Origin of the sequence: Paragemmobacter ruber, from assembly GCF_009908315.1 — a bacterium.
Lineage (GTDB): Bacteria > Pseudomonadota > Alphaproteobacteria > Rhodobacterales > Rhodobacteraceae > Paragemmobacter > Paragemmobacter ruber.
Genome location: NZ_JAAATW010000003.1, coordinates 662,015 through 684,804, shown reverse-complemented (window position 1 = coordinate 684,804; position 22,790 = coordinate 662,015). Strand labels below are relative to the sequence as shown.

At 64.3% G+C, this 22,790-nt stretch carries 21 protein-coding genes; 14 read left to right on the top strand and 7 right to left on the bottom strand.

The features are described from left to right. The first annotated feature begins 121 nt into the window (after positions 1-121). From GU920_RS15530 to GU920_RS15480, 11 genes are all read left to right on the top strand, one after another. Positions 122-541 carry a response regulator gene (locus tag GU920_RS15530; RefSeq protein ID WP_161767973.1) on the top strand — a complete coding sequence of 140 codons (420 nt, stop codon included), beginning with the start codon at positions 122-124 and terminating at the stop codon, positions 539-541. A gap of 157 nt (positions 542-698) precedes the next feature. After that, complete coding sequence (locus GU920_RS15525; protein ID WP_161767972.1) at positions 699-1,763, top strand: LacI family DNA-binding transcriptional regulator; 1,065 nt, start codon at positions 699-701, stop codon at positions 1,761-1,763. Positions 1,764-1,944: 181 nt separating this feature from the next. Continuing rightward, a complete protein-coding gene (locus GU920_RS15520; protein ID WP_161767971.1) occupies positions 1,945-3,261 on the top strand; it encodes an ABC transporter substrate-binding protein in 1,317 nt (438 codons plus the stop codon). A 170-nt stretch (positions 3,262-3,431) separates the two neighbouring features. Continuing rightward, positions 3,432-4,376, top strand: a complete 945-nt coding sequence (locus GU920_RS15515; RefSeq protein WP_161767970.1) for a carbohydrate ABC transporter permease — start codon at positions 3,432-3,434, stop codon at positions 4,374-4,376. A 139-nt stretch (positions 4,377-4,515) separates the two neighbouring features. Beyond that, a complete protein-coding gene (locus GU920_RS15510; protein ID WP_161767969.1) occupies positions 4,516-5,457 on the top strand; it encodes a carbohydrate ABC transporter permease in 942 nt (313 codons plus the stop codon). A gap of 76 nt (positions 5,458-5,533) precedes the next feature. Then, positions 5,534-5,722, top strand: coding sequence for a hypothetical protein (locus GU920_RS15505; protein WP_161767968.1), 189 nt, complete (start codon positions 5,534-5,536; stop codon positions 5,720-5,722). A gap of 2 nt (positions 5,723-5,724) precedes the next feature. Then, positions 5,725-6,819 carry an ABC transporter ATP-binding protein gene (locus tag GU920_RS15500; RefSeq protein ID WP_161767967.1) on the top strand — a complete coding sequence of 365 codons (1,095 nt, stop codon included), beginning with the start codon at positions 5,725-5,727 and terminating at the stop codon, positions 6,817-6,819. After that, complete coding sequence (locus tag GU920_RS15495) at positions 6,812-7,804, top strand: ABC transporter ATP-binding protein (protein ID WP_161767966.1); 993 nt, start codon at positions 6,812-6,814, stop codon at positions 7,802-7,804. Before GU920_RS15500 ends, GU920_RS15495 begins: the two co-directional genes overlap by 8 nt. Positions 7,805-7,816: 12 nt before the next feature. Continuing rightward, positions 7,817-9,439 carry a dihydroxyacetone kinase subunit DhaK gene (locus tag GU920_RS15490; RefSeq protein WP_161767965.1) on the top strand — a complete coding sequence of 541 codons (1,623 nt, stop codon included), beginning with the start codon at positions 7,817-7,819 and terminating at the stop codon, positions 9,437-9,439. A 37-nt stretch (positions 9,440-9,476) separates the two neighbouring features. Continuing rightward, complete coding sequence (locus tag GU920_RS15485; RefSeq protein ID WP_161767964.1) at positions 9,477-10,394, top strand: diacylglycerol/lipid kinase family protein; 918 nt, start codon at positions 9,477-9,479, stop codon at positions 10,392-10,394. Next, on the top strand, positions 10,391-11,167 hold the full coding sequence (locus tag GU920_RS15480) for a metallophosphoesterase family protein (protein ID WP_161767963.1): 777 nt from the start codon (positions 10,391-10,393) through the stop codon (positions 11,165-11,167). Before GU920_RS15485 ends, GU920_RS15480 begins: the two co-directional genes overlap by 4 nt. Here the strand turns inward: GU920_RS15480 and GU920_RS15475 are convergent. The 5 genes from GU920_RS15475 to GU920_RS15455 all read right to left on the bottom strand — a co-directional run bounded on the left by GU920_RS15475 (position 11,164) and on the right by GU920_RS15455 (position 16,601). Continuing rightward, a complete protein-coding gene (locus GU920_RS15475) occupies positions 11,164-12,180 on the bottom strand; it encodes a Gfo/Idh/MocA family protein (protein ID WP_161767962.1) in 1,017 nt (338 codons plus the stop codon). The two genes, GU920_RS15480 and GU920_RS15475, sit on opposite strands and share 4 nt — an antisense overlap. A gap of 288 nt (positions 12,181-12,468) precedes the next feature. Next, positions 12,469-13,275 (bottom strand): ABC transporter permease, encoded by an 807-nt coding sequence (locus GU920_RS15470; RefSeq protein WP_161767961.1) that lies wholly within the window; start codon positions 13,273-13,275, stop codon positions 12,469-12,471. A 12-nt stretch (positions 13,276-13,287) separates the two neighbouring features. Continuing rightward, positions 13,288-14,211, bottom strand: a complete 924-nt coding sequence (locus GU920_RS15465) for an ABC transporter permease (RefSeq protein WP_161767960.1) — start codon at positions 14,209-14,211, stop codon at positions 13,288-13,290. 3 nt (positions 14,212-14,214) lie between these two features. Further along, positions 14,215-15,297 carry an ABC transporter ATP-binding protein gene (locus GU920_RS15460; RefSeq protein WP_161767959.1) on the bottom strand — a complete coding sequence of 361 codons (1,083 nt, stop codon included), beginning with the start codon at positions 15,295-15,297 and terminating at the stop codon, positions 14,215-14,217. 176 nt (positions 15,298-15,473) lie between these two features. Then, positions 15,474-16,601, bottom strand: coding sequence for an extracellular solute-binding protein (locus tag GU920_RS15455; protein ID WP_161767958.1), 1,128 nt, complete (start codon positions 16,599-16,601; stop codon positions 15,474-15,476). Between the two features lie 506 nt (positions 16,602-17,107). Here GU920_RS15455 and GU920_RS15450 point away from each other — a divergent pair. The 3 genes from GU920_RS15450 to GU920_RS15440 are packed head-to-tail and all read left to right on the top strand — an operon-like array spanning position 17,108 to position 20,938. Then, complete coding sequence (locus GU920_RS15450; protein ID WP_161767957.1) at positions 17,108-19,231, top strand: glycosyltransferase family 61 protein; 2,124 nt, start codon at positions 17,108-17,110, stop codon at positions 19,229-19,231. After that, on the top strand, positions 19,231-20,139 hold the full coding sequence (locus GU920_RS15445; RefSeq protein ID WP_161767956.1) for a hypothetical protein: 909 nt from the start codon (positions 19,231-19,233) through the stop codon (positions 20,137-20,139). Before GU920_RS15450 ends, GU920_RS15445 begins: the two co-directional genes overlap by 1 nt. Positions 20,140-20,155: 16 nt before the next feature. Beyond that, a complete protein-coding gene (locus tag GU920_RS15440) occupies positions 20,156-20,938 on the top strand; it encodes an FkbM family methyltransferase (protein ID WP_161767955.1) in 783 nt (260 codons plus the stop codon). On the opposite strand, the gene GU920_RS15435 is transcribed toward GU920_RS15440, so the two are convergent. Both GU920_RS15435 and GU920_RS15430 read right to left on the bottom strand, forming a co-directional pair. Beyond that, positions 20,917-21,900 carry a glycosyltransferase family 2 protein gene (locus tag GU920_RS15435; RefSeq protein WP_161767954.1) on the bottom strand — a complete coding sequence of 328 codons (984 nt, stop codon included), beginning with the start codon at positions 21,898-21,900 and terminating at the stop codon, positions 20,917-20,919. The two genes, GU920_RS15440 and GU920_RS15435, sit on opposite strands and share 22 nt — an antisense overlap. Further along, entirely contained in the window at positions 21,897-22,715 is an 819-nt protein-coding gene (locus tag GU920_RS15430) for a hypothetical protein (protein WP_235933328.1), read from the bottom strand. Before GU920_RS15430 ends, GU920_RS15435 begins: the two co-directional genes overlap by 4 nt. Between the last annotated feature and the right edge of the window lie 75 nt (positions 22,716-22,790).

The following is a 22,790-nucleotide window of genomic DNA, read 5'->3' as shown; positions in this document are numbered from 1 at the left end:
TGCAAGGTTGATGCGGGTCAGGTCTTGGTGGGGGCCTCCGCAGCACACCGCGCCCGACGATACCTTATTGCAGGTCAGTGCAATGCCGACAGTTCAAGCTACCCAAGGCAGGATTAACGACGTGACAGCTCATCGCCCCGCACCCGCAGATAGGCCGCGTATCCTTGTCGTGGATGACGACGCCATCAACCGTCTTGTCGCCCGTGTGCTGATCGAGGCACGCGGCTACGAAGTCGTAGAGGCCGAAGACGGCGATGCCGCCATCGCAGCCTTTGCAGCAACGAATGACGTGGGCCTGATCCTGATGGATCTTGCCATGCCCGGCAAAGACGGGCTGGAAACCACCCGCAGCCTGCGCGCCACGTCGCGCCGCGGCGCGACGGTGCCGATCGTGGCGCTCACCCGCCACATCGACGATGACTCGCGCCGCAACTGTTTTGATGCCGGGATGAACGGGTTTCTTCCCAAGCCGATCTCTGCAACGGGGATCGAAAGCATCGTCTGTCTCGTCGGACACGGCGCACCCCGCGCCCACGCCTGAAAGCGTGCCGACATACTCAGGCCCGATCACCCGGCAGCAGGGGTGATCGGGCCCTTTTCATCTTATGACGCGATGTCGCGACCAAGGATTGATTGACGTACCTCATTTCTGCCCGGATAAAGGATGCTTCCCCAACCGCGTGGGGGAGGGTGGCAGAATGACCAGACCCACTGTGAACGACATTGCGCGCGAAGCGGGCGTCAGTCTCGCCACCGTGGACCGCGTGCTGAACGCCCGCCCCGGGGTGCGGCCCAAGACCATCCACGCCGTGACCGAGGCGATCAACCGTCTGGGCTATGTCCGCGACGTGGCTGCAGCGACCCTTGCCCGCAGCCGAAGCTATCGGATGGTGGCCTTCCTCCCCGATGGTGACGGCCAGTTTGTGCAGACCCTCGCACAGGCGCTGGAAGAGGCCGCCGCGCTCGCCGCCGCGACGCGCCTGCAGCTTGACTTGCGGCGCTACCCGCCCGAGGACATGCATGTTCTGGTCGGCCATCTGGCCGCGCTTCACCCCGCCGATGTGGCCGGTGTCGCATTGATGGCCCCAGAGACGCCGGTGATCCGCGATGCCGTGCGCGCCCTGCGCGCCCGGGGCATCGCGCTTGTGGCCATCGGATCGGATCTGCCCAACACCGGGCGCGATCATTTCGTCGGGATCGACAGCCATGCCGCCGGGCGCACGGCTGGGGTGCTGATGGGCCGCTTCTGCCGTGGGCTTTCCGGGCGCGTGCTCGTGATCGCCGACAGCATGCTCCTGCGTGACAGCATCGAACGCCGCCGCGGCTTTGATGAGGTGCTGCTCACCGATTTCCCCGCGCTCGAGGCGCTGCCGACTCTGGAAACCCATGGCACGGCCGAAACGCTGCACAGCGTGCTGGGCAACTGCCTTGACGCGACGCCGGGCGTGGTGGGGCTCTACCTTCTCGGCGCCGGACATCGCGCCCTTGCCACCTTCCTGCGCGACCGCGGCCTTCTGGGCCGCTTCGTGGTGATCGGCCACGAACTGACACCGCATACCCGGCAGGCGCTGCGGGCCGGTCATCTCGACGCCGTCATCGCGCAGAACCCCGGTCATCTTGCGCGCTCCGCCCTGCGCGTGCTGCGCGCCAAGGCCGACCGTCAGCCCATCGACGAAGGGCAGGAACAACTGCGGATCGAGGTCGTGATCCGCGAGAACCTGCCGCAAGAACCACAGGAAAGCCGCCACAGCGACGCCGCCTGACGGTTGATCTGAAAGGCGAAATCCGCGCGGAAAAATGTCGTACTAAGATTTGAGGAACGTACCTCAAATTTCGATGGACAGACTCGCCCAACCGCGCCTATCGTTTCCCCACAGAAGGCCTGAGGATGGAGGAGCGTCCCAACAGGCCCGCCAGACAAAATCTGAACCGGGAGGAATGACGATGAAGGCCAGACTTCTTGCCGCCACTTCGGCGGCTGCGCTCTGTTTTGCGGGCGGTGCCTCTGCGCAGAGCAACGAATTGACCCTGTGCTGGGCGGCCTGGGATCCGGCCAACGCGCTGGTGGAACTGTCCAAGGATTTCGAGGCCCAGTCGGGCATCAAGATGAACTTCGAATTCGTGCCGTGGCCCAACTTTGCCGATCGCATGTTGAACGAGTTGAACTCGGGCGGCCAGCTTTGCGATCTCTTGATCGGTGACAGCCAGTGGATCGGCGGCTCGGCCGAGAACGGCCACTACGTCAAGCTGAACGACTTCTTCGACAAGGAAGGCATCAGCATGGACGATTTCGCCCCGGCGACCGTCTATGCCTATTCCACATGGCCCAAGGGCACGCCCAACTACTATGCGCTTCCGGCCATGGGCGATGCGAACGGCTGGTTCTACCGCAAGGACTGGTTCGCGCGGCCCGAGATTCAGGCCGAATTCAAAGAGAAATACGGCCGCGATCTGGCCGAACCCAAGACCCAGAAGGAACTGCTCGAGATCGCCCAGTTCTTCCAGGGGCGCGAAATCGACGGCCAGACGGTCTACGGCGCCTCGATCTTCACCGAACGCGGGTCTGAAGGCATCACGATGGGCGCGACCGGCGCGCTTTACGCCTGGGGCTTCAAGTACGAAAACACCCCCGGCAGCTATGATATGGAAGGCGCCGTGAACTCCCCCGCCGCGGTCGAAGGGTTGGAGTTCTACAAGGAACTGTACAAGACGGCCACGCCTCCGGGCTATGACAACGCCTATATGGAACAGTCGCTTGACGCCTTCAAATCGGGCCAAGTGGCGATGGCGATGAATTGGTTCGCCTTCTTCCCGGGCCTCTATGCCGATCCGAACACCGGGGGCGACAAGATCGACTTCTTCGTGAACCCGGCCCAGAACCAGCCCGCCTCCACCCTTGGCGGTCAGGGCATCTCGGTCGTGTCCTATACCGACAACATGGATGGCGCGCTGGCCTATATCAAATGGTTCGCGCAGCCCGACGTGCAGAAGAAGTGGTGGTCGATGGGCGGCTATTCCTGCCATCGCGCCGTGCTGGAGGACCCGGAATTCGTGAATTCCGCCCCCTTCGCGGGCGATTTCCTCGAAGCCATGGGGGCAGTGCAGGACTTCTGGCAGGAACCGGCCTACGCCTCGCTCCTGCTCGCGATGCAGGAACGCCTGCACAACTACGTCGTCGCCGATCAGGGCACCGCGCAAGAGGCGCTCGATGGCCTGATCGCGGATTGGACCGAAGTCTTCGAAGACGAAGGCAAGCTCTAATCCCCCTCTCCCCCGCCCCCTCTCCCCCGTTCGGGGGAGAGGGGAGTGCGCCCGGCTGCCCCGCCGGGTGCCTGGGGCCTCTCACAGCGCAACGCCACCCTCTCCCCATCGGGGAGAGGGCAGGGTGAGGGGGCCTTCCCGGCCCTCTCCTCCCGCAGGGAAACGAGATCATGCCAGACCCCATCGCCGCCGTCGCCCGTGCCACCCCCGATCCGATCGCCCGCAAGGTGCGCGGCCTGTCTGACCGCGCCATCGCCTGGCTTTTCGTCGCCCCCACCATCTTTTTGCTCTTGGCGATCAACATCTTCCCGCTGATCTGGACGGTCCGGTTGTCCTTCACCAACTACCGCGCCAACCGCCCGAACGAAGAGGTGGAATGGGTGGGCCTGCGCAACTACGTCCGCATCCTCACCGATGACGGCATCTGGGCCAACATGCAGACGACGGCCCATTTCCTGTTCTGGACCCTGTTCTTCCAGGTCCTGATCGGCTTCACCCTCGCCTGGCTCATCAACCGCAAGTTCAAGGGCAACGATCTGCTCACCACCCTCATCGTGCTGCCCATGATGCTGTCGCCCGCCGTGGTGGGCAATTTCTGGACCTTCCTCTACCAGCCGCAGATCGGCCTCGTGAACTACGTCGTCGAACTGGTCACCGGCACCCCGGCCTCGTCCTTCTCGATGCTCGGCCCGGGCGGCTATGCGCCCTGGTCCATCGTCATCGTGGACACATGGATGTGGACACCCTTCGTCATGCTCATCTGCCTCGCGGGGCTGCGCTCCATCCCTGACTACATCTACGAGGCGGCCGAGATCGACCGCGCCTCCAAATGGCGGCAGTTCTGGACGATCACGATCCCGATGGTGCTGCCCTTCCTGATGCTCGCTGTGCTGTTCCGGGGGATCGAGAATTTCAAGATGTTCGACATGGTCGTCCTGCTCACCGGCGGCGGCCCCGGCAATGAGACGCTGCTCGCCTCCATCGACCTCAAGCGGGAGGCGTTCGAGAAATGGCGCACCGGATACAGTTCCGCCTATGCCATCATCCTCTTCGTCACCGTCTTCGGCCTCGCCTCCATCTATGTGAAGGCCCTGAACAAGGTGAAGGAACGGTGATGTCCCCGCTCGCCGCCCCCCACCACCCCCGTCCCGGGCATGCCCCGGAACCTCTGACCGGCCCGCGCGCCACCGCCGCCGCAAGGCCCCGGGTCAAGCCCGGCACAGGGTCACCCAGACAGTCCAAGGGAGCCCAGGCATGAGCGCCTATTCCGTCACCGAACCTACCGGTCGCTCAAAACTCGTCGCGGGCCTCCTCGTCACGCTTTACGCGGTCGTCACCCTGCTGCCCTTGGTCTGGATCATCTCCACCGGCTTCAAATCCGGGCCGGATTCCATCAGCTACCCGCCCAAGGTCGTTTTCGACCCCTCGCTCGAAGGCTATGTGAACCTCTTCACCACCCGCACCCGCGTCGCGGCGGAAGAGTTCCAGAACCTTCCACCGCCCGAAACATGGTATGATGAGATCGTCCGCGACAGCGGCATGGTCATCGCGGGCCCCTCGCGCTTTGGCGAACGCTTCCTCAACTCGGTGATCATCGGCTTCGGCTCCACCTTCCTGTCGATCTTCCTTGGCACGCTGGCGGCCTATGCCTTCTCGCGCTTCAAGGTGCCGCTCAAGGATGACCTTCTGTTCTTCATCCTCTCCACCCGCATGATGCCGCCCATCGCGGTCGCCATCCCGATCTACCTGATGTATCGCGAACTGGGCCTGTCCGACACACATCTGGGCATGATCCTGCTCTACACGGCGGTGAACATTTCCCTCGCCGTCTGGCTCTTGAAGGGGTTCATCGACGAGATTCCCCGCGAATACGAAGAGGCCGCGCTGATTGATGGCTACACCCGCTTTCAGGCCTTCCGCAAAGTGGTGCTGCCGCAGGCGGCGACGGGCATCGCCTCCACCGCCATCTTCTGCCTGATCTTTGCCTGGAACGAATACGCCTTCGCGGTGCTCCTCACCTCCGGCACCGCGCAGACCGCGCCGCCCTTCATCCCCACCATCATCGGCGTGGGCGGGCAGGACTGGCCCGCCGTCGCGGCCGGCGCCACCATCTTCCTGCTGCCGGTGATGATCTTCACCATCCTTCTGCGCAAACACCTTCTGCGCGGGATCACCTTCGGAGCCGTGCGCAAATGACCCAAAAACCCTTGCACCGTCCCGCAACGCCCGAATTTTCGAAGGAGATTCGCCCCTGTCACGCGGAGGGGCACAGATGACCCGCTTCCTTTCTGGCCTCCTGCGCCTGCGCCGCGGCCCGTGGGAACTGCTGGCCACGCTGCTGATCGGCCTCGGCGTCTTCATGCTGATGCAGCCCTTCGCCCTCGCGCTCTATACCTGGAGCTTCCTCGTCACGCTGGCGGGCACGGTGATGTTCATCATCGTCTCGCATTTCCCGGATTAGCCATGGCCGAAATCGTCATCCGAAACCTGCGCAAGGAATTCGGCGCCTTCACCGCCGTCAAGGGCTCCAGCTTCACCATCCGGGATGGCGAATTCTTCATGCTGCTCGGCCCCTCCGGCTGCGGCAAGACGACGACGCTGCGCATGATCGCGGGGCTCGAACTGCCCACATCGGGCGAGATCCTGATCGACGGCGAAGATGTCAGCCAGAAACCCGCCAGCCAGCGCGACATCGCCATGGTGTTCCAGATGTTCGCGCTCTATCCGCATCTGAACGTGCGGCGCAACATCAGCTATCCGCTGGTGTCGCAGGGCGTGCCAAAGTCCCAGATCGCCGCCAAGGTGGCCGAGGTGGCGCGCATCCTCGGGATCGAAGACATCCTCGACAAACCCGTGGGCGGGCTGTCGGGCGGCGACCGCCAGCGCGTGGCGCTGGGCCGCGCCATCGTGCGCAACCCCAAGGCCTTCATGATGGACGAACCCCTCGGCGCGCTGGACGCCGAGTTTCGCGAACACATGGCCGAAGAGCTGCGCGCCCTGCATGACAGGATGCGCGCCACCACCGTCTATGTCACCCATGACCAGCTCGAGGCGATGCAGATGGGCGACAAGATCGTCGTGATGAACCACGGCGTTGTGGAACAGTTCGGCACCCCGCAGGAAATCTACGACCATCCCGCCACGCTCTTCGTGGCCGATTTCATCGGCAGCCCCGCCATGAACTTCCTGCGCTTCGACGGGCAGGCCCGCGCGGGGGCGCAAAGCATCGCGCTGGGCGATACGGTGATGGACCTGCCCCAACTGCAAGAGGATGCCGCCGGCGCCCTGGTCCTTGGGGTGCGCCCGGAACATGTGACGCTGGCCGATGACGCGCTCTATCGCGGGCGGGTGGAGGCGGCGGAATATCTGGGCACCACCCAGATCGTCACGCTTTCCACCGCGCATGGGCCGGTCAAGGCGCGCATCCCCTCGGGGCAGGTGGCGCGGGTGGGCGAAAAGGTGGGGTTGCGCCTGAACGCGCGCACCCTCGCGCTGTTTGATGCAAACTCAGGCCGCGCCTTCCGCACGGCGGCGAATGCGGGGGTGCATCATGGCTGAAGTCGCGCTGTCCGGCCTGACCAAATCCTTCGGCGCAACCCGCGCCCTGTCGGATGTCACGATGACCATTCCCGACGGCGCCTTCGTGGTGCTGCTCGGTCCCACCGGGGCGGGCAAGACCACCACCCTGCGCCTGATCGCGGGGCTCGACCGCCCCGACAACGGCGATGTCGCCATCGCCGGCCGTTCGGTCCTTGCCGATACACCTGCCCAACGTGACGTGGCCATGGTGTTCCAGCAATACTCGCTCTACCCCCACCTCACGGTGCGCGACAACCTCGCCTTCCCGCTGCGATCCCCTGTCCTGAACTGGCCCGAGGCCGACATCGCCCGCAAGGTGGGCGAGGTGGCCGAGGTGCTGCGCATCGCCCACAAGCTTGACAACAAGGCCACCCAGCTTTCGGGGGGCGAGATGCAGCGCGTCTCCATCGGCCGCGCGCTGGTGCGCAATCCGCGCATCTACCTGATGGATGAACCGCTCTCCTCGCTTGATGCCAAACTCCGCGCCGACCTCAGGGTGGAGTTGAAGCGCATCCACGCCGAACTGGGGGCAACCTTTCTCTATGTGACGCATGACCAGATCGAGGCGATGACCATGGCCACCCATGTGGGCGTGCTGGATCAGGGCAGGCTCGTGCAGTTCGGCACCCCGCGCGACATCTACGAAAACCCCGTCTCGGCCTATGTCGCAAGCCGTCTGGGCCAGCCGCGCATCAACCTCCTGCCCGCCGATGCCTTCGGTCCGGGCCGCCCCGGGGCGGCCCAGATCGGCCTGCGCCCCGAACATGTGGCCGTCGGGGAAGGCCAGCCCGCCACCGTGCGGCGCGTGGAACATCTGGGCGACCAGACTCGCCTGCACCTGACGCTCAAGCCGCATGAGATCGTCACCCTGGCCGATCCCCACACGCCGCTCGCCCCCGGCGACAGCCTCTCCATCCGCCCCGAGAACCCGCTCTGGTTCGACGCCAGCGGCAACCGCATCTGACAGGAGCCCGCCATGAAGCAGTTCATGAACAGCAAGGAAACCCTCGTGACCGAGGCGCTGGATGGCCTGATCCGCACCTCGAACGGGCGGCTGGCGCGGCTCGATGGCTATCCGCATATCAAGGTCGTGGTCCGCACCGACTGGGACCGCTCCAAGGTGGCCCTCGTCTCGGGCGGCGGGTCGGGGCATGAACCCAGCCATGCCGGTTTCGTGGGGCAGGGGATGCTGACCGCCGCCGTCTGTGGCGATGTCTTTGCCTCGCCCTCTGTCGATGCCGTCCTCGCCGGCATCCTCGCCGTCACGGGCAAGGCGGGCTGCCTTCTGATCGTCAAGAACTATACCGGCGACCGGCTGAATTTCGGCCTTGCCGCCGAACGCGCCCGCGCCTTCGGCTTGAAGGTGTCCATGGTCATCGTCGATGATGACGTGGCGCTGCCCGATCTGCCGCAGGCGCGCGGCGTGGCGGGCACCCTCTTTGTCCACAAGATCGCAGGCGCCATGGCCGAAGCCGGGGCCGACCTCGACGCCATCACCGCCGCCGCCCGCCGCGTGATCGACGGGGCCATCTCCATCGGCATGTCGCTGGACACCTGCACCGTCCCCGGCTCGCCCAAGGAAGACCGTATCGCCGCGGGCAAGGCCGAACTTGGCCTTGGCATCCATGGCGAGGCCGGGATCGAACAGGTGGATTTCTCGGGCGCGCGCTCGGCCATGCAGATGGTGGCGGAAAAGCTGATGCCGCATACGGGGCAGGGTGACCATGTGGCGCTTCTCAACAACCTTGGCGCCACCACGCCCCTTGAGATGTCGGTGCTGGCCGAAGAACTGGCCCGCTCCCCCATCGGCGCGCGCATCAAATGGATGATCGGTCCTGCGCCCCTGATGACCTCGCTCGACATGCACGGCTTTTCCGTATCGCTCCTGCCTGTGACGGCGGAAGAGGTCGCCCACCTCGGCGCCCCCGCCGCCCCGCCATCCTGGCCGCCGCTGGCCACCCTCAGCCCTGTCCTCACGCGGCCTTTGCCGGATGGCCTCGCCCCCATCCAGCCTGTCCCATCCGCCCATCCCGCCCGCCGCGCGCTGCTTGACCGCTGCTGCAATGCGCTCATCGCCTGCGAAGCCGATCTGAACGCGCTCGATGCCAAGTCCGGCGATGGTGATACCGGCTCCACCCTCGCCGGGGCCGCCCGCGCGCTGCAAGCCGCGCTGGACCGCCTGCCGCTGGCCGATCCCACGCAGCTTTACCGCGCCATCGGTGTGGAACTGGCGCAGACGATGGGCGGATCGTCCGGCGTGCTGCTCGCCATCTTCTTCGCCGCTGCTGGCGATGCCTCTGCCTCCGGCAAGGATTGGATCGGCGCGCTCTCTGCCGGGCTTGATCGCGTGATGCAGGTGGGGGGTGCCGCGCCCGGCCACCGCACCATGATCGACGCGCTGGCCCCCGCCTTGGCCGCCCTGCCGCAAGGCCTGCCCGCCGCCGCCGCCGCCGCGCGCAAGGGGGCGGATGCCACCGCAGGCATGACCCGCGCCAAGGCGGGCCGCGCCTCCTATCTGTCGGCCGACAAACTGGCAGGCTTCAACGATCCCGGCGCCGAAGGCGTGGCCCGGCTTCTCGAAACGCTGGCCGCAGGCTAGCCCTTCCATCGACGGGCAATCCCGCTATCTTTCCGCAATGCCAGTCGATCCCGCCACGCTCTGTGTCCTCGCCAACCCCGGATCGGGGCGTGCCAGCCGCGACGCCACGGCCATCGACAAGGCCATGGCGGTGTTCGGCCCCGATGTCCCCCTGCGCCGCCTGACCGAAGGCCAGACTTTCGCCGATGCGGTCAAGGTGGCGCTGGCGGATGGGTTCACCACCATCGTCGCCGCCGGCGGCGATGGCACCGTCACCGGCATCGCGCAGGCGCTTCTCGGCACGCAGGCGCACCTTGCCATCCTGCCGCTTGGCACCTTCAACTTCGTCTCCCGCGGTCTCGGCCTGTCGGAAGACCCCGAGGCCGCCGCCCGCGCCATCCTCGCCGGACACCCGCACCGCATCTCCGTGGGCACGGTGAATGACCAGCTTTTTCTCAACAATGTCAGCCTCGGCCTCTATCCCCGCATCCTGTCGGAGCGTGAGGCGATGTATGCCCGCTACGGCCGCTTTCGCGTGCTGGCCTATTGGACCGTGCTCGCCACCATCCTGCGGGCGCAGCGTACGCCCTCCTTCCGGATCGAAACCGAGGACGGCACCCGCGCCCTGCGCACCCCGCTCATCTTCATCGCCCGCTCGGCCTATCAGCTGGAACGCTTCGGCCTTTCGGGTGCCGACATCATCAGCGATGACCGTTTCGCCGTCTTCGTCGCCCGCACCGGCACGCGCTGGCACCTGATGAAGGTGGCCTTCCACCTTGCGCGGAAAAGACTGGTGCCGGGCACGGATGTCGAGCTGTTCAGCGCCCACCGCATGACGATCCACACCGCCAAGCGCCGCCCGCGCGTGGCCTTCGACGGCGAAAAGCGCAAGATGCTGGCGCCCCTGCAATTCGAGATCCTGCCCGACGCGCTGTCCATCATCATCCCCGATGACGGGGATCGCGTCACCCCATGACGCGCGTGATCCATCTGTCCGATCCGCATTTCGGCACTGATGTGCCGGGCCTGCCCGAGGCGCTGGCCGCGCTGCTGCGGGATCTTTCCCCCGATGTCACAATCGTCTCGGGCGATCTGACACAGCGCGCCCGCCCGCCGCAATTCGCCGCCGCGCGCCGGTTCCTTGCGGCCTGCCCGCCGCCGGTTCTGGCGATCCCGGGCAATCATGACGCGCCGCTCTTCAACCTGCCGCTGCGCCTGATCGCGCCTTGGCGCAACTGGCACCGGGGCCTGTCCCTGCCGCTCGAGGCCGAGGTGACCACCCCCCGCGCCATCATCGCAGGGATCAACACCGCCAATCCTCTTGTCTGGAAGGATGGCCAGATCCGATCTGCGCAACTCGATCGGCTCGCCGCGCTCTTTGCCCGCGCGGGGGATCGTCGCCGCATCGTGGCCCTGCACCACCCCCCCGAACCGCCCGAGGGTGAGGCGCCATCGCTGACAGGGGCCGATGCGGCCATCCGCGCCTTTGCCGAAATGGGGGTTCAGATGCTGCTTTCGGGCCATCTGCATTTCACCCATGTCGCCCCGCTCTCTGCCGCGCCGGGCATCCTGTCGGTTCAGGCGGGCACCTGCCTGTCCACCCGGACGCGCAAGGATGGCAATGCCTTCTCTCTCATCGACCTGACCGAAGACGGCGCCGCCATCACCCATTACCGCGCCACGCGCGACGGCCATTTCCAGCCCGACGCCCAGACGCAGTGGATGCGCGGCCCGGACGGCTGGCGCTAAAGCGTGACCGTCTCGCCGGTATCGCCCGCCCGGATCGCGGCAATCACCATGGCCAGCGTCTGCAGGTTATGCGCCCCGGACGGTTCCATCTCCGCCCCGCCGGACAGGGCGGCGGGCAATTGCGCCTGAAACGCCGCCACTGACTCCTGGATCAGGTGCCATGGCCGCGCGCCCCAGACGGGGCAGGGCGGTTCGACATCCCGCTCCTCCACGCCGCCCGGCCGGTGCAGACGCAGACGGAACCCCTCCGTCACCTCGATGGTCCCGCTATCGCCTTCCACCACCAGCAGGCTTTGCGGAAAGGGATCGGGCGACCGCTGGGAATGAAAGCTGCACTCTACGCTGCTCACCGCGCCTGACCCATGTCGCAGCACCGCGTGAAAGGCATCAAACCCCGCCACCTGCGGATTGCGACGCTGCACCTCGCAGGACAGCCGCACGGCATCACCCATCAGGTGGCGCACCATGTCGAACAGATGCAACCCGATATCCGTCAGCGCCAGATCGCGCACCTCGGCCAGATAGGGCTGGTTGGCATAGATGTCATAGCCATGCCGGAACGACAGCCGCAGCCAGCGCGGGGTCCCGATCGCGCCCTGATCGAGCAGCGCCTTCACCTCGCGGATCGGGCGCTGCCAGCGGAAATTCTCATGCACCGCCAGCTGCACGCCCTGCGCCGCGCAGGCCGCCACCATGGCGGTGGCATCCTCCAGCGTCTCGGCAAAGGGCTTCTGGCAGATCACCAGCCGCGCATGGCGGGCCGCCAGTTCCACCAGCGCGCGATGGGATGCGACCGTCGTTGCGATATCAACGAAAACAGGCCTTACCTCGGCCAGCAGCGCCTCGGCATCACTGCCCCAGCGCGGGATGCCGAAATCGCGGGCATAGGCTTCGGCCCGGGCCGGATCGCGGTCGATGACAGCAACGATATCGACATCGGCGATATCGGCCCAGGCGGCCATGTGGTTGCGCGCAAAGAAGCCGCAGCCGATCAGAACCCCGCGATATGCCATGACGCCTGCATCCCAATTCAAACTCAGCAGGTCATCATACCAGTTGCGGGCCGCCCGGCGTCAAGCCGCCATCCACCCGCGCGCGCTCGAAAGTATCGCGGATCAAACCTTTCCCATTGGGAAACGCGCCGTCCTGTGCGTGACCACAGACAACTGCACACGTTGCTGCCCGGCAAGCGGCACAGTCGGCACAGGTCAAGAGGCTGATTTTGGGCCGCTTTCCGGCTTGGGGGAGGGGCGGAATTGCCCCCCCTCCCCAAGACCCGTCTCACGCGGGGACGCGCGAGATTATTCTTCCGCCCCACGCGCCATCAGACGTTCGATCCGCCGCCGCCGCACTTCGTACAGGATGGCCGCCACGATGGTGATCCCGATCATGATCACCGCCAAGGCGTTGATCGTCGGTGTGATCCCCGCGCGCACCTTGGAGAACACATAGACGGTCAGCGTATCCGCCCCGCCACGGGTGAACTGCGTGACGTTGAAATTCTCGATCGACTGGAAGAAGGCCACGGCCGCCCCCGCCCCGATCGCGGGGTAGAGATGCGGCAGAAGGATGCGGCGCATCACCTGCGCGTGGCTCGCCCCCAGATCCAGCGCCGCTTCCTCCAGCGCTGCATCGAAACTCTGCAACCGCGCCAGCACCAGCAGCATCACCATGGCGGCGATGTAACTGACCTGCCCCAGCACCGAAAGATGCAGCCCCGGCGGCACGCCCAGCTTGTTCCACATGAGCAGGGTCGAGATGCCGATCACCGCACCCGGGATCAGGATGGTGGAAATCATCAACCCATAGATCACCGACCGCATCCGCCCGGAGATGGAGTTGATCAGGATCGCCGCCGCCGTCCCCACGATCACCGCCAGCACCGCCACCGCCAGCGCCACAAGGATCGTGTTGCGGAAGGCCACCCACATCCGCTCATCCGCGGCCAGTTCCACGAACCACCGCCCCGTCGTGCCCTTCCATGGCACGATGGAGGGCAACCGGCTGTCGTTGAACGCGGCCCCCGCCATCACGGCCAAGGGGATCAGCAGATAGATCAGGAAGGCCGCCATGTAGAGATGGGCAAGGTTCTGTCGAAGCTTGTGCATGTCCCGCCCCCCTTACTTCGCGATATCAGACAGTTTGACGCGGAAAATCCACATCACCACGCTGACAAAGAGGGTGCACAGGAACAAAAGCAGGAACGCATAGGCCGAGGCCGTATTCCAGTCGAGCGCATCGTTCATCCATTGTTGAATGGTCTGTGTGAACCATTGCGATGTTGTGGATCCAAGGATCGAAGGCACCAGCAGGGACCCGGCCGACAGCATGAACACCATCACCGAACCCGACGCGACCCCCGGCTTGGCATGGGGCAGCACGATCCGCCAGTGGATCTTCCACCACGGCGCGCCCAGATCTTCGGCCGCTTCGATCTGGTTGGTGTCCAGCGAAGAGATGGCATTGTAGAGCGGGAACAGCATGAACAGGATATAGGTATAGACCAGCCCGATCATGACCGCGTCGTAATCGGTGATCCAGCGCACCGGCTTGTCGATCGCGCCGATGAACAGCAAAAGCGAATTCAGCGGCCCCTTGAAGGCAAGGATGATCCACCACGCGAAGGCGCGCAGCACTTCGGACACCCACAGGGGCACGAAAAGCAGCAGCAGGATCGTGGGCAGCGACCGCGGGTTCACGATCTTGGCCATGTAATAGGCGATCGGATAGGCCAGCGCGAAGCAGATCACGGTCACGACGACCGAATACCAGATCGTCAGGAAGAAGGTCATCACATGGACCGGCACCGTGATCGGGATGCCGAGGAAGGTGGTCTCGATGCTGCCGTCGAACACCTTCAGGTAATTGTCGAAGGAATAGGTGTCGCGCGGCCCCCCGATCTCGGTGACCGGCAGATAGGGGCGGAAGGAACTTTCAAACAGCGTGATGTTGGGAATGATCACCAGCATCAACAGCCAGAAGGCCACGATCAGGCACATCAGGCCCGTCAGCCCCAATCCGTAGCGGCGGATCAGATCCTGCATGGCTTACCTCTTGGTGTCGGCATCGGGCAGGATCGCCGCGCGCTGCGCGTCAAATCCCATCCAGACCTGATCGCCGATGGCCGGAACCACCTGCGATCCGTCATTGCGCAGCTCGGCCACCATCTTCATGCCACTGTCCGACACCGCATGAACGGCGATGAAGGCCCCCTCGAAGGATACTTCGTGCACCGTCCCGTGCACCCCGTTCTCAGGCGGCGCGGCGGCGCTGATGATCGTGTGTTCAGGCCGGACATAAAGCTTTACCCCTTTGCCCGACACGCCCGCATTGATGCGCGCGCGGAACTGCCCATGCGGCGTGGACAGGGTGGCCATGCCATCCGAAACCGCCCCAAGATCACCTTCGAACACATTGTTTTCGCCCACGAAAGACGCAACAAAGCCGTTCACCGGATTGTTGTAGATGTCGCGCGGATCGGCGATCTGCTGGATGCGGCCATGGCTCATCACACCCACCCGATCCGACATGGCCAGCGCCTCGCCCTGATCATGGGTGATGTAGATGAAGGTGACCCCCGTCCGCTTCTGGATCGCCCGCAGCTCAGCCCGCATGTGCTGGCGCAGCTTCAGGTCCAGCGCGGAAAGCGGCTCGTCCAGAAGCATCACCTGCGGCTCCACCGCCAAGGCGCGGGCGATCGCCACCCGCTGCTTCTGCCCGCCCGACAGTTGCGAAACCATCTTGTCCGCCGCCCCCGGCAAATCCACAAGCCTGAGCAATTCCTCAGCCTTCGCCCGACGCGTGGCCTTGTCCACCCCGCGCACCTCAAGCCCGAAGGCAATGTTTTCCCAGATCGACATCAACGGAAACAGCGCAAGGTTCTGGAAGATCAGCGCGGTGGGCCGCTGGTTGGGCCGCTGGCCGCGCATGTCCTTGCCGCCGATGCGGATCACGCCTTGGGTGGGTTCGATAAAGCCCGACACCATCCGCAGGATCGTGGTCTTGCCGCAGCCCGACGGCCCGAGGAAAGAAAAGAACTCGCCCGGCTTGATGGAGACATTCGCATGATCCACCGCGCGAAAGGTGCCGAAGTCGCAGCTGACATTTTCAAGATCAATTCCGGCGCTCATCGCGTCGTGGTCCCCTGTCGTGATTTTGTTTTCGTTGACGTAACGCTAGCAGGCCCCTGCCGGGGTGCAATGTGTATCGCCAGATTGCGCCCCCGGATCGGTCCAGGTGCGGCGCCGATGCCCGACAAATGAACACGCCGGACCAATGGCCCGGCGTGTTTGTCGTGCGCGGCCGATCAGGCGGCCTTGTACTTGTCGGCGTATTCCGCCCGCTTGGCGAGGAATTCGGCCGACTGGTCCGGCCACCACCACAGCTTGGACAGCGCCTCGTCGTTGAAGGTGCCGTTGTAATAGGCCGACACTTCGGGATCCATCAGATCTGCCGCGCCCTTGCCCACCGGGTTGGCCGAGAAGGCCGTCGCCCACATCGCCGCGCCTTCCGCCGACGAGATCCACTTCGCGAATTCATGCGCCTGATCCACGTTCTGCGCGTTCTTCATCAGGACAAAGCCCTGATGCCACGCAAAGGCACCTTCCACCGGGGCGAGGTACTTGTAGCCATCATTGCGCAGGTTGAAGCCGGTCGAATCCCAGCACAGGCCCACGGTCGCGCCATTGGCGGTGAAGCCGGCATTGGCCTCGTTCTCGCCCGACCACCACTGCACCACGTTGCCCTTGGCCTTGGTCGCCTCGGCCAGCGCGATATCCCACAGTTCGGCCATGGCCGCCATGTCGGTATAGCCATCCATCCACGGACGCGGCAGCTTGCCCTGCGCATCCAGCCAGCGGCCCATCGCGGCCAGCGCCGAATGGGGGCGCAGCACGGCCTGGTTCTCGGCCTTGAACAGATCGCCCAGCGACGGCGGGTCCGACAGCACGGCGTCAGCCTCGCTCACCACCAGCGACTCGGTGCCCCAGACCGACGGCACATAGAGTAGCGCGCCATCCTTGCGCGACCGTTCCCCCGCAGCGCCATCCGCCAGACCCGGCAGGTAGTTGGCCATGGCCAGCTTGGATTCGTCGAAGGCACCCAGCAGGCCATTGTCGTTCCACGCACCGACCCGGTCGATCGTCGGCTCGATCAGGTCGATCCCGCCCGCCTCCAGCGCGACCTTCGCATCGGCGAACATCGTGTCCTGATCAGGCAGTTCCTTGAAGTTGATCGTGATGCCGGTCGCGGCGGTAAAGGCGGGAAAGACCTTTTCCGCGAAGAGCGGATAGCCGGCCCAGCCGGTGAAGTTCAGCTCGCCCGAAGATGCCAGCGCCTTGCGCGACACGATGGCGGGTGCGGCCAGCGCGCCGATCCCCAGCGCGGTGCCCTTGAGCAATGTGCGGCGGTCGATCCGAGAATAGGTTTTCTTCATCTTGGCTCCCCATGGTGTGGCCCTGTGCCAGTGTCCGGCACATGGTTTCAGGACCGTGCGTTGTTGCCGGTCTTGCCACTATTCGTGGCACGATTCGCGAAGGACGCAAAAGAAGATTTCGCAACAACCCCACCGCGCAGGGGACTTCCGCCCCCGGAAAGATGCCGGTTTGCGCAAGCGCAGCCGCGCAACTCGATCAGGGGTTGTGGCCGCATCCCTGTTGCAACCCCCGTTTGGCAAACCACCGCGCGATCCGGTGAAATCCGCGCGCCACAGTCGGGCCTTCCTTTACGCCCTTTCGGACACGCAGTTTGACCCATGCCCGTTTGACCCCTATCGTCCAAACCATCACACGCCCCGCATGGACAGAAGGGCGGATCGGCGGGCAGGCCAACGGGCAGAAGGGTGAGTGGGGCCATGTATCAGTACCCCGGACAGGCACAGCACAGGGCCAGATCGAAGCGGCGCGGTCAGACGGGCCCTGCGGCCGCACGGATGCGCCGCACATGAACGACGAGACGCCCGAGGAACGGCGCGTCCGCAAGGTCACCGTTCAGATTCCGCCCGAAATGACGGACCTCGCCCAGGCGGTGCAGACGGACCGCTTCCTTTACCGGGGCGGTCTTGTGGACGCATGGTTCGAGGCACGGGCCGGATCGGATATCCTTGCCGTCACCTTCGACAATCTGTCCTCCATCGGGGAATACGATCCGCCCCAACCGTGGCTCCGCTGGAGGGTGGAGCAGGCAGGCGTCTCGCTTCTGGGTCTGATGGCCAGCCGCAAGGATTGGTACCGAAACCCCGATACGCCCGCCCTGATCGCTGCCCTGCGCGCGGCCGGGCTGTTCGATCGCTTTCGCCGCATCGTCTTTGTCGGCGCCTCGATGGGCGGGTTCTCTGCGCTGGCCTATGCGCCCATGGTCCCCGGCGCTGCGGTGCTGGCTTTCAGCCCGCAAAGCACGCTGTCGCACGACCTTGCGCCTTTCGAACGGCGCTACCGCTATGCGCAGCGCAAATGGGACTGGTCCACCCCCGCCCATCTCGACGGGGCCGAGGCCGGCCGCTCCGGGGCCGAGGTGACGCTGGTCTATGATCCCTTCGTTCCCGAAGACCGCGCCCATGCGCGGCGCATCGTGGGCGCTGGGGTAAGGCATGTGCCGGTGCCCCTGATGGGGCATAAGGCGATCCGTCAGATCAAGGCGGTGGGCGGGCTGCAGGAACTGATCGAAGGTGTCCTGCGGGGAACCCCGGATTGGCCCGCCTTCTGGAAAACCTTCCGCGCCCGTCGCGCCGGCGTGGCCTGGCAGCGGTCCCTTGTGGCCGAGGTGACCGCGCGTGGCCACAGCCGCCTTCTTCCCGGCGCGGTAAAGGCGTTGCTGCGCACCAATCCCGAAAGCGGCTATGCCCGCCGCGAGGCGCGCCGCCTGCGCAAGGGCGATCCCGCTGCTGCGGCGTCCCCTGCGCCTGTGGTGCCGCCGGAACCCGAACGCCGCATCGTGGTGACGGACGGCGCGCCGCAGCCGCCGTTTGAAGGCCTGATCCTCGACCTCGCGCAGGCAATCGTGGTGCCGGAACGCGACGGGGACGCCAAGCTTGCCGCCGGGGTCCTGCGCGCGGATGGCGAATTCTGCGCCCTGTCGCAGGGTTGGATCCGGGCCCGCCGCCCGATGCCCGCCCCCACGCTGCGGCCAGACGAACCGATCACGCCACTTCCCGGCACGCATCTTTTCGGTGGTAACTTCCGGGGCCATTTCGGCCATTTCCTTGTCGAGTCCACCGCGCGCCTCTGGGCGATGGACCATCTGCCCACCGCCCCCGAAAGCATCCTCTACCTGCCCTATCGGGGCGAGGTCGGGGCGATCGAGCGGGTGATGGAGGGGCATGATCGCTTTTACCGTCTGCTGGGGATCGACATCCCCGTGCGTACCTTCGGCACCCCGCTGCGGGTAGAGCGTTTGTTCGTCCCCGAACTGGGCTTTGGCTGGGCCGAACGCTATGCGGGAAGCCCCGCCTACCGCGCCTTCATGCAGGGCCGTCTGCGGGCGGCGGTCGCCCCCGAGGGGGGCAAGAAGCTCTACATCTCGCGCGCCCGCCTTGCCGCACAGCGCGGCGGCATCTTGGGCGAGACGGTGATCGAGGAAAACCTCGCCCGTGCGGGGTATGAGATCTTCCATCCCGAAAAGCACCCCGTCGATGTGCAGATCGCCCGCTACCGCGCGGCCGAACGCATCGTCGCGCTGGACGGATCGGCGCTGCATCTGGCGGCATATGTCACCGATCCCGGCACCCGCGTGGCGATGATCCTGCGCCGGTCCAAGGCGATGGCGGCGGATTACCAACGCCAGTTCCGCGCGTTCTGCGATGTGGCGCTGGATGTGATCGACGTCGTGCGCACCGATTGGGTGTCGGGCGGATCAGACCGCGTCGATTTCCGCTCTGTCGGCGAGATTGACTTTGCCGCGCTGTTCGCCGCGCTGGCCGCGCAGGGCTACGTGACCAAGTCCTTCCGTCCGCGCCTGCCGGATGCCAAGGGCATGGCTGCCCTTCTGGCCGAATTCACCGAACGCCGGGGCGGCAGCCTGCGCCCGCTGCGCCCGGGCGAACGCCATGCCGATGACGAGGAAGCCTGATGCCCGATCTGACCTTTTTCTTCATCGTGGAGCCGCAGAAATATCAGGTCATGGCCTGCTATCTTGCCGCGTCCATCCGCGAAGCGTTCGGCGACAAGGTCGGCATGGTCGGCTATTGCCCTGCCCATCGGATGGCCGAGGTGGACCCGGACGTCGTAACGATCCTTGCGCGCATGGGCTGCCCCCTGCGGGCGATGGAAACCGAAGGCAGGTTCGACCCGCCCTATCCCCATGGCAACAAGATGATCGCCGCCCTGCAGCCACGCGCGACAGAGTTCAGCGGGTTTCTGGATTCCGACATCCTTTTCCTGCGACCCAATGATCCAGCGAACTTTGTCCATCCCGGCCATGTCAGCCTGACCCCCGCCGCTTCCATGGGCTGGGCGGGGCAGGGTATCTGGCCGTCAATCTACAAGAGGGCGGGGATGGACATGCCCGAAGAACGCATCCGTCTGATGAACCAGACGGGGGGCAAGGACCGGATGCCCTATTTCAGTTCCGGCCTTTTTGTGTTCCCCGAACACCATCGCAACGCCGAAGGGCTGCGCTTCCCCGAGGTCTGGATGCAGGTTGCTGCCCGGATCGAGGCGGATCCCGAGATCCCGGCAAAGCGGCCCTATCTGGATCAGATGACGCTGCCCTTGGCGATCCGCAAGGCGGGGCTCAACTGGCACATCCTGCCCAAGGAACAGCACTATATCCTTGGCGGTCGCAAGCGGGGTGAACCCCTGCCACAGGACCGCGAGATCTTCACCGTGCATTACCGCAACTGGGAGATCGTGAAGGAACACAAGCTTTCGCGCTTCGCCAAGGACATGCTGGCCCGACACGCCGGCGTGCGGCGCATCGCGCAGGTGGGCAAGTTCCTTGCCGCCTCTGACAAAGATCAGTCAACAGAAACAGTATAAGAATAGGTTCCTGCACATGCGACCGACAAATGCCGACGGCAGCACTGCGGACGGTGGCCTCTGCCAGTCTTTACCCGGTATTACAGTGCGCAATGTAATCTGGGGAGAACCAATTTTCTTCAACGTCACCAATCCGCGCGACGCGATCCAGAAGCATCATCGCGCCGGGCGGTTTTATGAGGAGGAAGAACTGGAAATCATCCGTGCTGCCTGTCCACCCGGCGCTGTGTTTGCAGATATCGGGGCGAATATCGGCAACCATTCCCTTTATGTCGCCAAATTTCTGTATCCGAAAAAGGTCATCTGTTTCGAACCGAACCCTGTAGCCATTCAGCATCTGCGCGCAAATCTGGGTCTGAACGGCGTCCTTGGAATTTGCGACCTTTCTCATCTGGGTTATGGGCTGTCCGATGTGGCGGCAGAAGGTCTTCACATCGACGCACCTTCTCGAAATCTGGGTGGTGGTCGCATGGTCGAAGGCGCCGGTGAACTGCGGGTCGTCTGCGGCGATGAGCTTCTGCATGGTGAAGCGCCGACCTTTCTCAAGATTGACGTGGAGGGTATGGAAATCCGCGTACTAAAAGGGCTTGTCGAGACCATTGCCGCACATAAGCCGACGATATTTATCGAAGTGGACAATGAAAATCGCGAGGCATTCCTCGCTTGGGTGGAAACCAACGGGTACTCCGTGAAATCTCGATACCGCCGCTATCGCGCAAATGAGAATTTTCTCATCATCCCGCGCCGCAGCAAGCGCCGGAAAGATGCATCTGCGGATCAACCAGCCGATAAACCATAGCGGTCTTTCGCAAGAAACTGGGTCTGCTGCCCCAAGTCGGCAAGCATGGCACTAAACGCTTGCTCACAAGCGCGATAGGCCGAGGCCACCGTTGCGTCTGACAGGGCCTGCGCTATCATCGCCTTCAATTCGGGCAAATGCCGGTGCGCAGTTGTATCTGTTTCGTCATTCTTATTGAACCGCTTCAAGTAGCGGAAATCAAAGCGATCGGACCAATTTGCATAAAGCCCATCCCCCCGCAGCCGCTTTGCCGCCACCCTTTCCAGCGCCTTCACGGCGTAATGGTTGATCTGGGCAATTTTCCAGCTTTGACGGCCTTTCTCGACCATTTCCTGCGGGTTCCCGTTGTCCTTTATTCCATATACAAAACTTTCAGGCAGGGGCCGCCCGTCCCCGGCGAGCAGCCGTATCGCGGGTAGGGCATCCCGGTGCCAGACCGGGCGATGTATGAACAGCTCCTTCACTCGCTTATCCATGCGATGGATCGTCTTGACACTGCGGTTCAACCGAAATCGCAGTTGCGACGCCTGAACGAAACTCTCCGTCACAGGCGCTGGCGGGCTGTGGTCGTAACCGCTGTCACCAAATAGGCGCCAATTGATCGCCATTCCATCCGCATCGGAAAGTACCGAAAGAAGATCGGATAATCGACCATCTTTCTGTTTCACGACAAGGAATTCATCGGCATCCAGCCACATTAGCCATTCGGCAGATGCAATCGTCTGGCAGCGCAGCGCGTGTTCTGCGACCTGACCCTGCACCGATGCCCCGGCCGCCGGGTGATGACGGTGGTGTTCAACCCAGCCGAGATTCTGAAGGGCATCGAGCAATTCGTCGCTCTTGTCGGTGCAATCGTTGGTCCACACAACGATCCGGTCAAAGCCGATCAAGCGGTGCCATGCCACCCATTCAACGACATCCGGCCCTTCGTTTCGCATGGCCGAATAGAGGCAGGCGGTCATTCCTCCAAGGCCTTGGTCGGGTCCACGCCTTCCACTTCGCACATGCGCGCGGCATAGCTGTTGGGCAGCGGCGGGTTCCTGCGCCACCACGGTTTCGTCCCGTTGGTGTAAAGATGGACCGACAGCGTGTTGTCGGTGAAATGCCCCTCGACCCGGCCATAGGGATCATAGAACACGTCGTTCAATTGGAACGGCACCGGATAGAGGTAATCCGGCGTCAGCGCCTTGTCATAATCGCCGGTCTGCTGGGCAAACCATGTAAAGGCCTGCGGGCCGAAAGCGGTGCGCTCGGCATTGTAGATGCGCACGGCCTGCGGCAGGTTGCGATCCTGTTTTTCCAGTTTCTTGCGCTGCTGTTTGTTGAACCATGCCGGCGCTTCGGGCAGGTTTTCATAGTAGTCAAGCAATTGGTCGATCAACTCGCCCTTCGGCGGGATATAGACCACCCCGCAATTCAGCGCGCCGCGGAACCCGTGACCGGCAAAGATGTTATCCATCTCGTCGGGAAAGGGCTTGTGGCAATAGGCGTCGCAGTCGATCCAGACCGCGTCGATGGTCTTGATCATCTTGTAGCGAAAGACGTTGGACAGAAAGGATTCCGATGTCTGGGACACGATGTCCATGTCGATCTTCATGATGTCGGTGGCTTTGCGCACCTCGACGCCCTCGGGGACGTTCTTCACCTCATGCGTGCAATACAGGATCGTCGGATGTCCGTTGCGCACATGCGACAACAGGCAGATCTGGTTAAGGTAGTGGAGCGTCTCACCAATCCAGAGGGATGCGACGGGACGGCGCTGGGGTACTGACATCATGCCTCACATTGCCCGATGGGGGCTTCTTCTTCGTTGTCACAAGGATGCCCGATGGGGGCGGGCGCTGTCCAGAAA

Excerpts from the sequence above, each read along its gene's own strand:
- GU920_RS15525 (WP_161767972.1), top strand. The coding sequence starts at position 699 with ATGACCAGACCCACTGTGAACGACATTGCGCGCGAAGCGGGCGTCAGT.
- GU920_RS15520 (WP_161767971.1), top strand. The coding sequence starts at position 1,945 with ATGAAGGCCAGACTTCTTGCCGCCACTTCGGCGGCTGCGCTCTGTTTT.
- GU920_RS15515 (WP_161767970.1), top strand. The coding sequence starts at position 3,432 with ATGCCAGACCCCATCGCCGCCGTCGCCCGTGCCACCCCCGATCCGATC.
- GU920_RS15510 (WP_161767969.1), top strand. The coding sequence starts at position 4,516 with ATGAGCGCCTATTCCGTCACCGAACCTACCGGTCGCTCAAAACTCGTC.
- GU920_RS15505 (WP_161767968.1), top strand. The coding sequence starts at position 5,534 with ATGACCCGCTTCCTTTCTGGCCTCCTGCGCCTGCGCCGCGGCCCGTGG.
- GU920_RS15500 (WP_161767967.1), top strand. The coding sequence starts at position 5,725 with ATGGCCGAAATCGTCATCCGAAACCTGCGCAAGGAATTCGGCGCCTTC.
- GU920_RS15495 (WP_161767966.1), top strand. The coding sequence starts at position 6,812 with ATGGCTGAAGTCGCGCTGTCCGGCCTGACCAAATCCTTCGGCGCAACC.
- GU920_RS15490 (WP_161767965.1), top strand. The coding sequence starts at position 7,817 with ATGAAGCAGTTCATGAACAGCAAGGAAACCCTCGTGACCGAGGCGCTG.
- GU920_RS15485 (WP_161767964.1), top strand. The coding sequence starts at position 9,477 with ATGCCAGTCGATCCCGCCACGCTCTGTGTCCTCGCCAACCCCGGATCG.
- GU920_RS15480 (WP_161767963.1), top strand. The coding sequence starts at position 10,391 with ATGACGCGCGTGATCCATCTGTCCGATCCGCATTTCGGCACTGATGTG.
- GU920_RS15475 (WP_161767962.1), bottom strand. The coding sequence starts at position 12,180 with ATGGCATATCGCGGGGTTCTGATCGGCTGCGGCTTCTTTGCGCGCAAC.
- GU920_RS15470 (WP_161767961.1), bottom strand. The coding sequence starts at position 13,275 with ATGCACAAGCTTCGACAGAACCTTGCCCATCTCTACATGGCGGCCTTC.
- GU920_RS15465 (WP_161767960.1), bottom strand. The coding sequence starts at position 14,211 with ATGCAGGATCTGATCCGCCGCTACGGATTGGGGCTGACGGGCCTGATG.
- GU920_RS15460 (WP_161767959.1), bottom strand. The coding sequence starts at position 15,297 with ATGAGCGCCGGAATTGATCTTGAAAATGTCAGCTGCGACTTCGGCACC.
- GU920_RS15455 (WP_161767958.1), bottom strand. The coding sequence starts at position 16,601 with ATGAAGAAAACCTATTCTCGGATCGACCGCCGCACATTGCTCAAGGGC.
- GU920_RS15450 (WP_161767957.1), top strand. The coding sequence starts at position 17,108 with ATGAACGACGAGACGCCCGAGGAACGGCGCGTCCGCAAGGTCACCGTT.
- GU920_RS15445 (WP_161767956.1), top strand. The coding sequence starts at position 19,231 with ATGCCCGATCTGACCTTTTTCTTCATCGTGGAGCCGCAGAAATATCAG.
- GU920_RS15440 (WP_161767955.1), top strand. The coding sequence starts at position 20,156 with ATGCGACCGACAAATGCCGACGGCAGCACTGCGGACGGTGGCCTCTGC.
- GU920_RS15435 (WP_161767954.1), bottom strand. The coding sequence starts at position 21,900 with ATGACCGCCTGCCTCTATTCGGCCATGCGAAACGAAGGGCCGGATGTC.
- GU920_RS15430 (WP_235933328.1), bottom strand. The coding sequence starts at position 22,715 with ATGATGTCAGTACCCCAGCGCCGTCCCGTCGCATCCCTCTGGATTGGT.